Consider the following 16,880-nt stretch of genomic DNA (forward strand, 5'->3'; position numbering starts at 1 on the left):
TTTGGCTTCATTCATGTTCGTGGCAGCACATGTACGCCGAACCCGTCCAACATATCACTTAACAAAGATAGCGGCAAGCCAACCACATTAAAATAACATCCTTCAATGCGGTCGATCAGTGAAGCACCCATGCCCTGAATGGCATATGATCCTGCCTTATCTGAAGGCTCACCTGTCTGCACATAAGCACGGATGGTCGCATCCGACAGCTCTTTCATCGTTACATCGGTCTGGCGGTAATGAACTAACGACTGTCCATTGCCCGCATCAATACAAGCGACGCCCGTGAACACCCGATGTACGCGGCCCTGCAGCCTTGATAACATACGTTCAGCATCCGCTTCGTCTAAGGGTTTGCCTAGAATCTCACCATCCAGAACAACAACGGTGTCACTACCAACAATAATGGCTTCCTGCTCGCGGCCTTCAAGCCCGCGATACACGGCAAGCGCCTTGCGCAAAGCAAGTTCCTGTACCGTCTGTTCAGGTGTCCACTCTGGTGGTGTATCTTCATTGGCATGACTTGGTATTACATCAAACGCTAGGTGGAGTGATGCGATCAGTTCTTTGCGCCGAGGCGATGTGGAGGCCAGAATAATAGGGCGCTGTTGTGTGTTATCCAAAATGAACGGCTCCTTATGCCACGGCAACATCCTGTCCGGATCACGATAATAGATGTCACTGGTTTAATTTTTTTCGTCATAACTCGTCATTCTCCTACAGTCTGCGATACAGCCACACAGCGGCAATCATACCGATCAGACTCAGAAGGCTCATTTGAAATTGAAGTGAAATATTATAACTGATAATATCCAGATCAGCCTGTGGCGACCAACGTATGGTCGTGGCTTTCGTAAGAAAGGCTACTGCCTTTACAGGCTGCAGTGCCTTGGCGATCCACGCTCCGGCCATCCAGCCGAGCAGCAGAAACAGCAATAACATGCCGAAGTTTTTTTTCATCGGTAATCTTCCCTCGCCATTTTTTGACACCCACATTATTATACGGGGTTTTGTACGCCAATACAAACACAAATCCGGCAAGGGGAACTATTTCCAGTTCCTTGCCGGATGAGTATTTCCAAGCGTTGTTATGGGAAAGAGCATGTTACTGCTTAATCGCTTCGAGCCATTTTTTCTGCTGCAGTACATATTCCATCAGATCGGACTGCACAGACCACATGTGCACATCATCCGGGTTCTTGTTGTACTCTGCAATAGCCGTTATTGCATCGTTCATTGATTTCTCCATTCCACCAACAATAGGTTGTACCTCCGCAGTCAGGCCGGGTGAGAGGCTATTCAAACCGGTTAACCACGACTGGTGCTTATTCTGAATCGCGGTCATCGTTTCTGCAGAGACTGCTGTCGGTGCGGATTGTCCCAACTGCTGAATGGACAAGGTAGACAATTGTTCGACCAGTGCAGAACTGTTTGTGAAGAAAAGCTGCACATCCTCTTGCTTGCCACCGAATATAGCCGGATTGATCTCAGGGTTCACGATCTCCTTGACATACAGTTCGACTCCCTGAGCTTTTAGCCTGGAGCTAAGTAGCTTGGCCTCTTCACGATCAGCCGAAATGCCTGCATATACTCGATTGCCATCTTCAGGATCAGACCCTGCGGATATACCAGCCTGAGCCAGCTCAAGCTTGGCCTGCTCAGCTCGTTCAGGAGAACTGAACACGCCGTATTGAAGTGCATAATACGTGCTGCCAGTAGCCGCTGTCTGTACCTGCTGTTCTGTACCTGCTGCCCCCTCCTGACCCGTCACAGTGGAAACTGCCTGATTGACGGGAAGAAGATTGCCTGGCTTTAGGGCTCCTTCTTTATTAAAAAATGAAAGAATAACCATGCCAAAAAGCGCTCCGGTAACAAGTGCCCCAGTGACAGAACCAATCATTTTCCAGCCTCTTGGAGGGCGATTGCGCTTATAGGAATAGTTCTCCGAATCTACAAGCCAGTCGTGGCCTTGATCATCATGGGTATTGGACAGATCATGACGCTCTTCCTCCGGATTATCGGTGTGACTAACATAACCGTAACCGGAACGGTTTCCAAAATAATGAGCCTCATCCAAGTTCAAGTTCGAATCAGGGCTCACCCGCTCGTCAGGTTCAGGTACAGTAGAGCTTGTCAGCACCGTCTCTCCCCAGTCTCCGGGGATATCCTCAGGCGTCCATGATGGGGTTGTATCCATCTGCTTAGGCGTTAGCGGTTGATTATGCGGTAACTCTTCACTTAACGTCACCAATGGACTGGACGCGGAACTCCTCTTATTTTCAGGCTTGTCCGACTCATGATCCCCGAAGCGAAACGTCATTCTAGCATTGCTCACCCGCACCCTCTCCTTTGTCCCATTTATATCAGCTATATGCAGAGACTGGAGAATACATTCCATATAACGCAAAAAAAACGCCTGCTTCGTATCGAAGACAGGCGTTTTCTCAATTGATTTATTTCAAACTTTTGGCAAGTGTATCGCCGACTTTCCAAATATCACCTGCACCCATCGTAATCACAAGATCTCCTGGCTGCAAACGATGCTGCAGATCAGCTACAACTTCTTCTTTTGTAGGGAGGTAACGTGCAGAAGCATTACTGTTTTGAACAATCAGTTCAACCAGTTTGGCTGAGGTTACCCCTTCGATCTGTTTTTCGCCCGCAGGAGAATAGATATCCGTAATAAGCACTTCATCCGCTTCCGCAAAAGCACGACTGAACGCATCCAGCAGGAAGAACGTACGCGTATAACGCTGTGGCTGGAATACCGCGATAATACGTTTGCCCGTTGCTTTGGCTGCACTAATGGTAGCTTCAATCTCAGTTGGGTGATGAGCATAATCATCGATGATCAGCATATCGCGCGCCTCGCCCAATACCTGGAATCTGCGTTTGGCTCCGTGGAACTGGATGATAGCTGCCACAATCTTCTCAAATGGAATGCCTGCTTCCAGACAGGTAATCACAGTAGCCATCGCATTATAAACGTTATGTTTACCCGGCACCGATAATTCCACCGTGCCCATAGCAGCACCCTGATGATTCATCGTAAAGGAGATACGGCGATCGCCCAATACAATATCCGTTGCCGTATAATCTGCAGCACGATCAATACCATAGGTTGTAATCCGTGACTTGAGTTCTGGCAAAATCGCTTGAACATTCTCGTCGTCAGAACACACAATCGCTGTTCCTTCCGGACGTATCTGGCTCAGGAACTGGACATAAGCCCTTTTGAGCTCCTCAAAATCACTGTTGTAATTCTCTAAATGATCTGCCTCAATATTGGTTACAATACCGAGCCATGGATGGTACTGCAAAAACGAACCATCGCTCTCGTCCGCTTCAGCGACTACCCAGTCGCCTTGACCGGCCTTCGCGTTGGTACCCACATTCATGATTTCTCCGCCAATGATATATGTCGGGTCCGTATCACATTTATCCATAACAAGTGCAATCATGGATGAAGTGGTTGTTTTACCGTGAGCTCCGGCTACAGCCACACCTTTACGTTCGTTCAACAAACGTGCAAGCATCTGGGAACGATGCAGAATCGGAATGTTCAGCTCTGCAGCTGCTACCCGTTCCACATTATCAGCAGGCGCTGCCGTAGAGTAGACAACCAGATCTGCTCCAGTGACGTGCTCTGCCGTATGTCCGATATATATTTTCGCTCCCTTGGCTGCCAACTTCTCGGTCAACTCCTGTGAAGCGACATCCGATCCGGTAACGGTGTATCCCATTTCCAACATAACTCTTGCGATGGCACTCATGCCATATCCGCCAATCCCTATAAAATGAACGTGTTCCGATGTATTTAACAAAACTTTCACCAACCTTTTTCAGAATCGGTTTGATGCAAAAGGGCTGCCCGCACATCCGCAATCAGGTACAGTGTGCCGGAGACCACCCCCAGATCTTCCGCTTCCGTCCGTGACTTCAATAGATCAAGTGCCTTTGCCCATTCGGGCTCGACGATGATTTCCAGTTCCTGCTTCGCAATGGCGGGACGTACCCGTTCGACAATCTGCAGCAATTCGGCTGCATCCATTTTGCGTCGGAAATCTGGCTCGGTCAGGATCAGCGTATCCACTAGTGGCAGTATATGCTGCAAATACGCTTCGTGATGCTTATTTGCCAACATACCCATCATCAAAATTAACTTGTTGTGCGGATAGACATCCACAATGCTCTTGGCCAGTGACTCTGCCCCTTCCGGATTATGTGCTCCATCAAGCACAATTCGGGGTTCATCGACGACTTTTTCGAATCTTCCTGCCCAGAAAGCATTCTCCAGTCCAAGTGCAATATCGTTGTCATCCAGCATAAATGCCATGTATTGTCTAAGCAATTCAAGCACCATCAGTGCGGCCGCAGCATTGTCACATTGATGTGAGCCTTGCATGCGTATGCGAACGTCCAGATCACGAAACGGGCCGGTAAAATGAAAAGATTGTCCGTTCTCATTACTCTCCAGTCGATGATAAGAGAATTGATCTCCAGCCAAATACAGGCTTGATTGAAGCTGCTGTGCTTTCTCCTGAATCACTTTCACAGCTTCAGGTTGCGTCGCGCAGGTCACAACGGGTACTCCCGGCTTGATAATGCCTGCCTTTTCTCCAGCAATCTGCTCAATCGTATCTCCAAGCACATCCGTGTGATCCATACCAATGTTGGTGATGACGGACACAACAGGCGAAACAATATTCGTTACGTCCATCCTTCCCCCCAGCCCCGTCTCCCATACCACAACATCAGGGTAGCACTCTTCTGCATAATACAGAAGCGCGAGAGCCGTGGACACCTCAAACATCGTTGGGGAACCAAGCGGAGTAGATGCCATTTCCATAACCAACGGGCGCAGACGGTTAGAGATCTTCAACAAAGTCTCTTCCGGAATATCCTCGCCGTTGTATTGAAAACGGTTCGTAAACTTGGTGATATAAGGCGACGTAAAGGTACCCACATCATATCCAGCCTGAAGAAGCACTGACGTCAAAAAAGCGCAAGTCGAACCTTTGCCGTTCGTTCCCGCGACGTGAATAAATTTGAGACGTTGGTGAGGATTGCCTAACATAGACATCAGACTCTCGATTCGTTCCAATCCAGGTCGAATGCCAAAAGGAATAAGGCCATTGATCCAGTCCACGGCCTCGTTATACGTAAGTAAAGGAGCTGCTGCATCTGTCCCGTCTAATTCCGTCATCTGATTCACCTTCGGTCCCGAGTTTGAGTGAAAAAAGCGGCCGGATGGCATAATGGCTCTCCATCCGACCCAAGTATATTAACCTTTCAGTTCCTTGATTCGTGCAATCACTTTATCCCGTTTATCGGAATAGTCTGCTTGCTTGGCGCGCTCTTCCTCAATAACCTTGGCAGGCGCTTTGGCAACAAAGCCTTGATTCGACAGCTTTTTCTCCACACGGAGTACTTCGCCCTCAAGGTTCTGTAACTCTTTCTCCAGGCGAGCCACTTCCTGTTCGATATCAATAAGACCAGCCAGCGGCAAGTATAGTTCTGCCCCTGTGATGATTGCAGTCATCGCCTTATCCGGGGAGCTTAGATCCAGCCCACTATCGAACTCGGACGTGTTACAGAAACGTTTGATGTAATGACTGTTACGTTCGATGATGCTGGACGCTTCAGGGCTATTTGCTTTTACCATCAATTCGATCTTTTTGCTCATAGGCACGTTCACTTCTGCACGAATGTTCCGAACTGCACGAATGGTATCCATGAGCAGGTTCATCTCGGCAACAGCCTCCGGGTTCTCCAGAGCAGGATCATATACCGGCCATGCTGCCAACGTAATCGTCTCACCTTCATGTGGCAGATGCTGCCAGATCTCTTCGGAGATGTATGGCATAAACGGATGAATCAGGCGCATGGTCTGATCCAGCACATAAGCCAGCACGGATTGTGTTTTCTTCTTGGCAACCGGATCTTCCCCATAGAAGGACAGCTTAGCAAACTCAATGTACCAGTCACACAGGTCATCCCAGATAAAGTTATACAACACACGACCCGTTTCCCCAAACTCATACGCTTCGATTAGACGCGTAATATCGCGGGAAGTTTCGTTCAGACGGTGCAAAATCCAATAATCCGCTGTACCAAGCTCTCCGCTAATGTCACGTTCCTCATAAGTGAATCCTTCCAGATTCATCAATGCAAAGCGCGAAGCGTTCCAGATCTTGTTGGCAAAATTACGAGCCTGCTCCACCCGTTCCCAACGGAAACGGAGATCCTGGCCTGGCGTGCTGCTGGTTGAGATCATGTAACGCATTGCGTCTGCGCCATATTTCTCGATCACATCCAGCGGATCTACACCGTTGCCCAATGATTTGGACATTTTGCGTCCATCTGCATCACGAACAAGACCATGCATCAGCACATCCTTAAACGGAATCTCATCCGTGAATTCCAGTGCAGTGAAAATCATACGTGCAACCCAGAAATATATGATGTCATACCCTGTCACAAGTACACTTGTCGGATAATAACGTTTCAGATCTTCCGTATCTTCCGGCCAGCCTAGCGTGGAGAACGGCCATAAGCCGGAGCTAAACCAAGTATCGAGTACATCTTCGTCCTGTCTGAGCTTGCGTCCAGCATACTCTGGCAGCGTTGTCGGATCTTCAGCAGATACAATGATTTCACCCGTTTCCTCATCATACCAGGCCGGAATACGATGTCCCCACCACAGTTGACGGGAAATACACCAGTCACGAACGTTCTCGATCCAGTTCAGATAGGTTTTCTCAAAACGATCTGGAACAAAATTAACCCCTTCGCCGCTCTGTTGCTTCTTAATCGCTCTCTCTGCAAGTGGCTTCATCTCAACGAACCACTGTGTAGACAGATACGGCTCAACAACAGCTCCCGTACGTTCACTGTGTCCCACCTGATGCGTGTGATCCTCAATGTTGATCAATACGCCCTGCTCTTTCAAGTCAGCAACAATCTGCTTGCGGCAGTCACTGCGATCCAGTCCCTGATACTTGCCTGCCTCAGCATTCATTGTGCCGCTCTCATCCATTACCGTAATCTGAGGCAGGTCATGACGAAGACCTACTTCAAAGTCATTTGGATCATGCGCAGGCGTGATTTTAACAGCACCACTTCCAAATTCTTTATCCACGTAATCATCAGCGATAATTGGAATTTCTCGTCCAATGATAGGCAGTACAAGCACTTTACCAATCATATCTGCATAGCGCTCATCCTTCGGATGAACAGCAACTGCTGTATCACCCAGCATCGTTTCTGGACGCGTTGTTGCCACGGTAACGTAGCCACTTCCATCTTTGAGCGGGTACCGCAGATGGTACAAATGACCCTGAACCTCTTTATATTCAACCTCAATGTCGGACAGAGCTGTCCGGTTCACCGGGTCCCAGTTAATGATGCGTTTGCCTCGGTAAATAAGGCCTTTTTCATACAGTTGAACAAATACTTTACGAACCGCTTGGGACAGACCTTCATCCAGCGTAAAACGTTCACGTGAGTAATCAAGCGACAATCCCATTTTGCCCCATTGCTGACGGATGGTAGTTGCATATTGATCTTTCCAGTCCCATACTTTCTCCAGAAACTTCTCACGTCCCAGATCATAACGGGTCAGACCTTCTTCACGCAGCTTCTGCTCCACTTTGGTTTGGGTAGCAATACCTGCATGGTCGGAACCCGGAAGCCACAGTGCATCATAACCCTGCATCCGTTTGGTGCGGATCAGAATATCCTGTAGTGTAAAGTCGAGCGCATGCCCGATGTGCAGCATCCCGGTCACATTTGGGGGTGGAATTACAATCGTATACGGTTCGGCATCTTTACGTTGACCGGCTTTGAAATATCCGCGCTCCATCCAGGTGGAGTACCATTTGTCCTCTGCCGCTTTAGGATCGTAAGTGGTCGGCATTTCTGTTGCAGCTGATTTTTTTTCCTCAGACATGTGTCATTCCTCCGTTACTTCATCTTCATCATCTTCGCCAAAAAAAACAAAAAAAACCTTTCATCCATCAAAGGACGAAAGGTTAGCTTTCGCGGTACCACCTTTGTTTCACGCCAACAGCAAGATAGACTTCACCCTCTGTACATGACGTGACACTTCAAGCAGATAACGGCTGCTACCGGCCCATCCTACCTCAGAAATAAATGACGATAAATCTCATTTATCCCTTGTATTCAAACAGGCAACTCCCGGGCGACTTCGATCAGTTGGTTCCTGCGGAATCTCACAGCGTTGCAATTCCACTCTCTGAAAGGTCATACTGTCTACTACTCCCGTTCCACGTTGTTCTTCAAAAAACCTACACACATCATACCTTGCTCGTGCGCGATAGTCAACCTGACAACAGCGGATAAAGAGCGCTGGAATGCAGGTTTAGGACGAAACATGCAAAAACCCGCAATCCTCAAGGGGATCACGGGTCGTAACGAAGGCTTTAACTACGGATTAAGGGATGTACAATATCTGACCTTCTTCCACAACTTGTTCAGATAATCGGTTATACAACTGAAGTTCCCTCGTGCTCAATTGGTATCGATCTGCAATGGCATCCAGTGTATCTTCCCGCTGGACGATACACAGTTTCACCTTACGGAATGGCGTCTGGTCCACGATCGTTCCCAGGAACAGATTCTTCCATTCCACATCCTCAGGTGCATACGTTTCTTCCTGTATCACACCGACTGGAACCTCTTCGCCTCTCTCTACTTCAGCATCCCGTGCTGATCTGCCAGAGGATAACAAGGAAGAGATACCTACACCCTCCTCTTGTCGTGGTGCGGATTCCTTTTTGCTGCCAAAAGCAACCTTCAGCTCCGGCTTGTCTTCCGTCTCAGCAACAGGTTCAGGAACAAATGCTTCGTTCTGCACAAACTCATCTACCCCAGTCGCTTCAAAAGACGGACGTTCTTCCTCTGCATTGCCTGCTTCGGACGAACCGAATACACCTTGCCAGTTCTCCGCCTGTGGTTCAACCGGAACATCAACTGCCTGATTCTCCTGCTGAGGTACAGATCTCGCTGATTCGAAATGCCATACATCTGGTGCGTCCGGTACATCTGGTGCTGCAAACTCATTAGATGATTGAGCAGTAGGCTCTGGGACTACTTGATCTGAATTTCTAGGCTCCTCAGGCAATGCATCCCCAGAAGGCTCGGACCACGCTAAAGACTCTTCTTCCAGAGGCAGCACTGGTTCCGACTCAGGGTAAGAAGCTAACCGATCAGCGGTCTCAGCCATAAATGACGAGATCGGAGAAGGTTCACTGTATTGCTCATGGGATGCCAATTCATCTCCATTCTCTGTCAGAGATGCGGGATCTTCGTCTGCATCAGGTTGTCTGTTTTCGTTAGCATACTCCGCACTTTGCTCCTCAGATTGAAGTGACTCGGCCGATGATAAGTTCGCATATTCCTGATGATATTCCGGGGCACCATATGCAAGTTCTGCCGCATTCGCAAGTCTCTCTTCCTCACTCCGCTGGAGCAGATACTCTTGTGCAAATGTGTTGGGGTCGCTACCTGTCTGTTCTGCTTCATCGGAACGGTTGGATTGCTGAGCATCCGGTGAGTGGACTACCGTAAATTCATCTGCTGACCAAACTTGTGGCTCTTCAACAGGAAAGCCCTCGATGCCTCGCAGCGACAAAACGCCAGTAATATTCAGACTACGATTGGATAACAGATCCACGTCAAAATTTTCGATCTCGATGGAAATATCCTCAATCGATCTGACCCGGTTCAGAGGCACTGTGATCTCCACGGGAATGAAATGTTTGAGCTCCTCTGAAGCCTCATTTTCTCCTCTGTACGCACCTGTAAGCAAAAGATGCCCTCTTAACGTGGCATGATCATCCTGCCCTATGACTTGAATGCGCGGGTATAGTTCAATTTCCTCCAATTCCTCAATCGCAGGGACTCCCTCAGACAAATGAACGCGCTCATAAATATCGAACCGCAAACCATAAGGTTGATTCAACAAAGGTGGCGTCCTCCTTTCGGCATATGTTCACCATGATCCTTCTCATGGGACTGATCCATGGTCCAAATCCTTCGTTACCCCATCTATATGCCTTGAATGAGATGAGCATGCCACCTTTTGAAAAACCTTGTTATATAAAGCGAAATAGAGAATGTTGCACCTAGCCACTCGATGACAGAATAACCTTCCGATCACTGTTATCCCCAGATTTTTTTTGATTCCCTTCTTCAAAGAGCAAATCCGGGGATAACGGCGAAGCATATGCTTCCGATGCAGCGTTCTTTCAGAAAGCTTTTAGGCGAACGCTCCGCTTCTTCACGTTATTTCTGTCCTCTCCGTTCTCGTGTAACTATTAAAGTTCGCTCTATATCATTTATGAATACACCTTTTCACGTTCTGCCAATTGTGTGAAATCGGATGGCCAAGGATCATTCACTTCAATCATCGCTCCGGTTAACGGATGACCAAACTTAAGCATCTCTCCGTGAAGTGCTTGTCGTCCAATGGCATCCGCTCTACCTCCATACAACGCATCACCAATAAGCGGATGTCCCGCGTAACTCAGGTGTACACGAATTTGGTGTGTTCGTCCTGTATCCAGCTTTAATCGCACAAGGGTTGCTCGTTCCCACACTTCAACGATCTCCACACGAGTAACAGCTTCCTGTCCACCTTCCGAGACTCGTCTGCGCTGCTTGTGATGTCTATCCTTACCAATCGGAGCATCAATTTTGTGGAGTTCAAGGGGGATTTGTCCACCTGCAATGGCTATATAATGGCGACCAATCTCTTTGCGACGCATCGCTTCATCCAGTTTGGCGAGAGCAAAAGCATTTTTGGCATACAGAACAGGTCCGGTTGTATCCTCATCCAGTCGATGAACATGGCGAACGCTCGCCTGTATTCCGTTCATTTCATAATAGGAGGCAACCACATGATCCAGCGTGATGGCCTGATCGGTACGGCTTCCATCTGGATGCAGTTTCATACCTGCCGGTTTGTGCATAACCAGACAGAAATCATCCTCATACAATACATCCACATCAGCCCAGCGTGGCTCAACATCGATTGGCTGGGACGCAAAAAGGGCCAGCCGAAGCCGGTCCCCTGCAAGTTGTATTCCTTGGTTTGCTTTCAGCTGACGAAGCAATTTCTCCGGAAACTGAAGTTCAGACAATAACCATTGCTCTGCGGCCATCGGTTTGTCCGAACTGCCTGTCACGGCTTTCCCTGGCATCAGCTCAAGCCATTCCCCGCGGCGTTTCCAACTTTTGATGGTCATAGCGATTGAAGAGCTTTACGATTCGCCTCAATCGTATCGTCAATATCCTGCTCTGTGTGCACACCAGAGACAAACATGCCTTCGTATTGCGAAGGTGCAACACTCACACCATGATCAATCATGGCCGCAAAATAACGACGGAATTGATCCAGATTGCTTTCTTTGGCAATATCATAATTGGTTACTTGAACGGCACTGAAGAATGGACAAACCATGGAACCCACACGGTTAATGGTTATCGCAATACCCGTCTCAGCTGCATTTTTCTCGAATCCGGCTTGCAGACGTGCAGACAATGTCTCCAGACGATCATAGACCTCTGGTGTTAACAATTTGAGCGTGGTATATCCTGCTGCCATAGCCAGCGGGTTCCCACTAAGTGTACCCGCCTGATAGATCGGTCCTGTTGGAGCAATCTGTTCCATCAGATCTCGACGGCCACCATAAGCACCAACCGGGAGTCCGCCACCGATAACTTTACCCAGACAAGTCAGGTCAGGTGTAACCCCATACCGTCCCTGAGCACAGTTCAACCCTACGCGGAAACCGGTCATGACTTCGTCAAAAATAAGCAGGCTGCCATATTGGGTCGTTAAACTGCGCAGGCCTTCAAGGAAACCGGAAGCCGGAGGAACAACCCCCATGTTACCTGCTACAGGCTCCACAATAACAGCGGCCAGTTCTTCACCATAACGTTCAAAAGCAAGCTTCACGGACTCCAGATCGTTATAAGGTACCGTAATGGTATTCACAGCTACACCTTCAGGTACACCTGGACTATCCGGTAGACCCAGTGTTGCAACACCTGACCCCGCCTTGATCAGCAAGCTGTCCGCATGTCCATGATATGATCCTTCAAACTTCAGAATTTTACTGCGTCCGGTTACCCCGCGTGCCAGTCGAATGGCACTCATCGTTGCTTCCGTACCGGAATTAACCATCCGCACGATATCGATGGAAGGCACACGCTCACAGACCAGTTTTGCCATCTCGGTCTCCAGCAAGGTAGGCGCACCAAAGCTTGTTCCTTTGAGGGCTGTCTCACGCAAAGCTTCTACAACATCAGGGTGTGCATGTCCCATAATGAGTGGGCCCCACGATCCCACATAGTCAATAAAAACATTGCCATCAATATCGTAGATTTTGGACCCTTCGCCGCGTTCTGCATAGATCGGAGTAAGTCCCACCGATTTGAATGCGCGTACAGGGCTGTTCACACCCCCGGGTATGTACTGCTTAGCTTCCTCAAAGGCGCTGCGTGAGCGCTCATCATTGCGTCGATTACCTTGTTGTGCAGTCATGAATATCCTCCTTAATATAATTTATTTTATTTCTCAGCCAACCAGCGTGAAGCGTCTTTTCCGTAGTAGGTAATGATCATATCTGCACCTGCGCGTTTCATGCTGAGCAGGATTTCCATGGCAACTTTTTTCTCATCGATCCAGCCTTGAATCGCCGCCGCCTTCACCATGGCATACTCGCCACTTACATTATAGGCAACAAGCGGAAGATCAAATTGATCCTTGATGGTGCGCATAACATCCAGATAGGAAAGGGATGGTTTTACCATCAACATGTCCGCTCCTTCGAGCACATCCGTCTCTGCTTCACGCAAGGCTTCACGCGCGTTCGCCGGGTCCATCTGATAGGACTTACGGTCTCCGAATTGTGGTGTGGAATCTGCTGCTTCACGGAATGGACCATAAAATGCGGATGCATATTTAACAGAGTAGGACATGATCGGAATGTGACTGAATCCATTCTCATCCAGCCCGGCGCGGATCGCTTGTACAAATCCATCCATCATGTTGGATGGTGCAATAATGTCCGCTCCTGCTTTGGCTTGAGACACTGCCGTTTGCACGAGTAGATCCAGTGATTCATCATTTAATACATCTCCGCAGATGTGGCCGTCAATCTCCACGGTGTGTACCATACCGCAGTGACCGTGATCCGTGAATTCACACAGACAAGTATCCGCAACAACCAGCAATTCCGGGTACCAGGATTTGATCAATCTCGTCGCTTCCTGCACAATGCCATCTTCAGCGAAGCCAGATGAACCCACACTGTCCTTCGTCTCCGGAATACCGAACAATAACACGGCTGGAATTCCCAGCTCGGCAATTTCCGTTACTTCCTCCTGAAGACGATCCAACGAGAAGCGGAATACGCCAGGCATGGATTTAATTTCGGATTTTACATTTTCTCCATACGTCACATAGATTGGTTGAATAAAGTCATCCACGGTTAGATGGGTCTCTCTGACCATATTGCGAATACCTGTGGATTGGCGTAAACGGCGATGCCGTACAATTGGAAAACTCATACGTGTAAAACCTCCCTGAAAGTTAAATAGAGCAAAAAGGGAAGCGCGCTGGTATCCTATCGAATTCAGCACGCTTCATATTGTTGACATGATTACATGTGTATTAATTTCGAAGAGCTCCTTCTTTGGTGCCTGTCCGTTTCCAGTCGCATAGCACTGTGATCAAGCTATCCATCGTTGCTTCCTCTGCCATCAGTGTAACCTTTAGTCCAGCGGCTTCTGCCGTCTTCGCTGTAACAGGTCCAATACACGCAACCTCCACATCTTTCAATAAAGGCAGTGGATCTTGCAATCCCATACGTTTCAATATACTCATGAAATTGGTAACCGTCGATGAACTTGTAAAGGTCACCGCATGAATACCACCTTCTTCAAGCAGCTTAAGCAGTTCGTCATCATCCTCACCAGCGAGGATCGTATCGTAGGTGATGGCTTCGGTGACTTGAAGTCCCCGTTCTCTCAACTGATCACGTAACCATGTGCGTGCAAGATCACCGTGCGGGAGCAATACTCTCTGACCTTCCTTCAATTCGCTTTCAAAAGCCTCAAGCATGCCTTCGGCCTGGAAAGGACCTTTGACAACCTCTGCAATGATGCCATGTTTGCGCAAAGCATCTGCTGTGGAAGGTCCTACGGCAGCAATTCTCGCTTGATGAATCGAGCGAATATCCTTGCCTTCCTGTTCCAGATGGCGGAAGAAAAACTCCACGCCGTTCACACTTGTGAAAAACACCCAGTCATAGGTATTTAAAGCACTGAAGGCGTCTTTGACACTTTGCTGCGCAGATTCACTGGACGGCATGACCGTCTCAATGACCGGAAACTCATACGGTTCGCCGCCAAGTTCCTCAATGCGATTCACCAGTTCACTCGCCTGACTGCGAGCACGGGTTACCAGAATTCGTTTGCCAAACAGCGGCAGCGCTTCTGCCCATTTCAACTGTTCCCGCTGATTGACGACATCTCCCACCACAATAACAGCTGGTGGTTGGAAATTGGCTGCGATTACTTTCGCTTCTATATCTTCAAGGGTACCTGTAAGGGTATCCTGTTCCGCTCGTGTTCCCCAACGAATCAGAGCTACCGGTGTTTGCGCTGGACGACCATGACGAATCAATTGTTCGCTGATATATCCAATTTTGGCAACCCCCATCATAAATACAAGTGTGCCCGTTGCATTCGTCACTTTATCCCAATGGATACTGCGATCAAGCTTGTCCGGACTCTCGTGCCCCGTAATAATAGAGATGGAAGATGCATAGTCACGATGAGTCACAGGAATTCCGGCATACGCAGGTACACTTATTGCAGCGGTAACCCCAGGTACAATCTCAAACGGAATTCCGTTTTTGTGCAGCAAACCCGCCTCTTCGCCTACACGTCCAAAGATCGTCGGGTCGCCACCTTTAAGTCGAACTACAACCTTGCCTTCAAGCGCCAGATCAACTAACAGTTGATTGATCTCTTCCTGTTTCATCGTATGCCGATCCGGGCGTTTGCCCACGTAAATCTTGACTGCGCCGGGTTTCATTTGTTTCAACAATCTCGGACTTGCCAAACGATCATAGACTACAGCATCAGCTTTACCGATGGATTCCCACCCTTTTACCGTAATCAGCTTTGCATCCCCAGGACCTGCCCCTACCAAAAAGACCTTTCCCACCATGTCTTCATCCCCTAACTTCTGCCAGTATCTGCTCTGCTCCCCGTTCGATCAATCTCCAAGCCACTTCTTCACCCAGACGAACCGGGTCCTTGCCGATCATAGCTTCCTTAAGAATCAGTCCACCATCCGGCGTGCCGACCATACCTGTTAATTGTAACGTGTTTTCACCATTCAGGGAATCTGCATCTTGCTGAGGCACCCACACCGCATGAGCACCGATCGGAACCTGGCAGCCCCCATTCAATACACTGAGAAAACGGCGTTCCGCCTGTACAGGAAATGCTGTCTCGGGATCGTTATACAGCTGCAGCAAGTGCAATAGTTCCTCATCGTCTTCACGACATTCGATACCAAGCGCGCCTTGACCTACGGCCGGAAGGCAAGCTGTTTCCGTCAGGTACTCTGTGATTCGGTCTTCCCAGCCCATACGGTACAATCCTGCAGCTGCCAGAATAATCGCATCGAATCCTTCGGTCTCCAGCTTCCGCAGACGGGAATCAATATTGCCGCGAATCGATTCCAATTGCAAATCTGGACGATAGGCCTTTAATTGACTCGACCGGCGCAGACTGCTTGTTCCGACTCTAGCTCCTTCTGGCAGTTGATCCAGAGTAAGTCCACCATTGGAGATCAGCGCATCCCGTGGATCTGCACGACGGGGAATAGCACCATTGATTAATCCTTCGGGTAACTCGGAGGGCATATCTTTCATGCTATGCACAGCCATATCAATGGTACGATCAAGCATCGCCTGTTCAATCTCTTTGACAAACAAACCTTTGCCTCCCACTTTTGACAACGTTACATCCAGAATGAGATCTCCCTTGGTAACAATCTTATGTACTTCAAAGTCAAAAGCTAATCCTTCCCGCTCACAAATATCGCGTAAATCCTGAATGACATGACCTGTCTGGGTTAGCGCAAGCGCGCTCTGTCTACTTCCAACTTTAATTGTACGCATATCTACACTTCCTCCTGATTACGGGATATCCAGTCCCCGATTTCTTCTTCGGTCCACCATCGAAAATGGCCTGTACGAATATCTTCTAATATGTGCATTTCAGTTAATTGCCGAAGCAACGTACTTCTGAGACTTGAAGAAGATACGCGTGACTTCACCTCAGTCCTCATCTGGTGCAAAAACTCAAGGTACGTCTCATACTCATCCCCGAACTGTCGTTCGAGTGTGGCACGTATCTCCGCAGCTGCTGCCGGTCCCGCTCCTGCTGTGGATATCGCTATGCTTAATCTCCCACGCCTTACCACGCTTGGTGTAATAAAGCTGCTGTGCTCCGAAGACATTGCGTCATTCACCAATATGCCCGCAGCCTCCGCATCCCGAACCACAGTTGAATTGACCTCTGATTGGTCAGTCGCTGCATATACGAGAAAGGCCCCCCGCAAATCTCCATTGCGGTAGGACCGGTCTATCCATTGAATTCGGGATTCATGATGCAGTTGTTTTAATACGCGAGTAAGCTCCGGACTAATGACCGTAATCTGTGCCTCAGCATGCAGTAATCCCTTAATTTTACGTTCGGCAACACGTCCACCACCAACCACGCAGCACTTCTTGCCTGAAGTATTCACAAATATTGGCGTGTAACGGTCCATC

Annotated in this window: 13 protein-coding genes and 1 other annotated feature; all 13 genes read right to left on the reverse strand. The window is 48.7% G+C overall.

Annotated features, from left to right (window positions below; all coding sequences use genetic code 11):
- Nucleotides 1-11: 11 nt before the first annotated feature.
- The 13 genes from IFU39_RS29130 to IFU39_RS29190 all read right to left on the reverse strand — a co-directional run bounded on the left by IFU39_RS29130 (nucleotide 12) and on the right by IFU39_RS29190 (nucleotide 16,879).
- Nucleotides 12-623 (reverse strand): Maf family protein, encoded by a 612-nt coding sequence (locus IFU39_RS29130; RefSeq protein ID WP_244661157.1) that lies wholly within the window; start codon nucleotides 621-623, stop codon nucleotides 12-14.
- 94 nt (nucleotides 624-717) lie between these two features.
- Complete coding sequence (locus IFU39_RS29135; protein WP_036605903.1) at nucleotides 718-960, reverse strand: DUF4321 domain-containing protein; 243 nt, start codon at nucleotides 958-960, stop codon at nucleotides 718-720.
- A 145-nt stretch (nucleotides 961-1,105) separates the two neighbouring features.
- Nucleotides 1,106-2,335 carry an SPOR domain-containing protein gene (locus IFU39_RS33475; RefSeq protein WP_192136252.1) on the reverse strand — a complete coding sequence of 410 codons (1,230 nt, stop codon included), beginning with the start codon at nucleotides 2,333-2,335 and terminating at the stop codon, nucleotides 1,106-1,108.
- A 118-nt stretch (nucleotides 2,336-2,453) separates the two neighbouring features.
- Nucleotides 2,454-3,773 carry a UDP-N-acetylmuramate--L-alanine ligase gene (gene murC, locus IFU39_RS29145; protein WP_244661167.1) on the reverse strand — a complete coding sequence of 440 codons (1,320 nt, stop codon included), beginning with the start codon at nucleotides 3,771-3,773 and terminating at the stop codon, nucleotides 2,454-2,456.
- Nucleotides 3,774-3,829: 56 nt separating this feature from the next.
- Entirely contained in the window at nucleotides 3,830-5,206 is a 1,377-nt protein-coding gene (locus IFU39_RS29150; RefSeq protein WP_091011917.1) for a bifunctional folylpolyglutamate synthase/dihydrofolate synthase, read from the reverse strand.
- A gap of 78 nt (nucleotides 5,207-5,284) precedes the next feature.
- A complete protein-coding gene (locus tag IFU39_RS29155; RefSeq protein ID WP_105601129.1) occupies nucleotides 5,285-7,951 on the reverse strand; it encodes a valine--tRNA ligase in 2,667 nt (888 codons plus the stop codon).
- Nucleotides 7,952-8,018: 67 nt separating this feature from the next.
- Nucleotides 8,019-8,300 (reverse strand) — a binding site (T-box leader).
- A 155-nt stretch (nucleotides 8,301-8,455) separates the two neighbouring features.
- Nucleotides 8,456-9,988 carry a LysM peptidoglycan-binding domain-containing protein gene (locus tag IFU39_RS33120; protein WP_244661158.1) on the reverse strand — a complete coding sequence of 511 codons (1,533 nt, stop codon included), beginning with the start codon at nucleotides 9,986-9,988 and terminating at the stop codon, nucleotides 8,456-8,458.
- Nucleotides 9,989-10,361: 373 nt separating this feature from the next.
- The gene (locus IFU39_RS29165) at nucleotides 10,362-11,270 is read right to left on the reverse strand and encodes an RluA family pseudouridine synthase (protein ID WP_192136253.1); all 909 of its coding nucleotides are present in this window, start codon (nucleotides 11,268-11,270) and stop codon (nucleotides 10,362-10,364) included.
- A complete protein-coding gene (gene hemL, locus IFU39_RS29170) occupies nucleotides 11,267-12,571 on the reverse strand; it encodes a glutamate-1-semialdehyde 2,1-aminomutase (RefSeq protein WP_192136254.1) in 1,305 nt (434 codons plus the stop codon). Before hemL ends, IFU39_RS29165 begins: the two co-directional genes overlap by 4 nt.
- A gap of 26 nt (nucleotides 12,572-12,597) precedes the next feature.
- Nucleotides 12,598-13,599 carry a porphobilinogen synthase gene (hemB, locus tag IFU39_RS29175; protein ID WP_017692601.1) on the reverse strand — a complete coding sequence of 334 codons (1,002 nt, stop codon included), beginning with the start codon at nucleotides 13,597-13,599 and terminating at the stop codon, nucleotides 12,598-12,600.
- 103 nt (nucleotides 13,600-13,702) lie between these two features.
- On the reverse strand, nucleotides 13,703-15,265 hold the full coding sequence (cobA, locus tag IFU39_RS29180) for a uroporphyrinogen-III C-methyltransferase (protein WP_091011884.1): 1,563 nt from the start codon (nucleotides 15,263-15,265) through the stop codon (nucleotides 13,703-13,705).
- A 4-nt stretch (nucleotides 15,266-15,269) separates the two neighbouring features.
- On the reverse strand, nucleotides 15,270-16,226 hold the full coding sequence (gene hemC / locus IFU39_RS29185) for a hydroxymethylbilane synthase (protein ID WP_036605896.1): 957 nt from the start codon (nucleotides 16,224-16,226) through the stop codon (nucleotides 15,270-15,272).
- A gap of 2 nt (nucleotides 16,227-16,228) precedes the next feature.
- The gene (locus tag IFU39_RS29190) at nucleotides 16,229-16,879 is read right to left on the reverse strand and encodes a precorrin-2 dehydrogenase/sirohydrochlorin ferrochelatase family protein (protein WP_105601132.1); all 651 of its coding nucleotides are present in this window, start codon (nucleotides 16,877-16,879) and stop codon (nucleotides 16,229-16,231) included.
- Nucleotide 16,880 lies beyond the last annotated feature (1 nt).

It is taken from the genome of Paenibacillus sp. CFBP 13594 (assembly GCF_014842675.1).
In the GTDB taxonomy this organism is placed as follows: Bacteria; Bacillota; Bacilli; order Paenibacillales; family Paenibacillaceae; genus Paenibacillus; species Paenibacillus amylolyticus_B.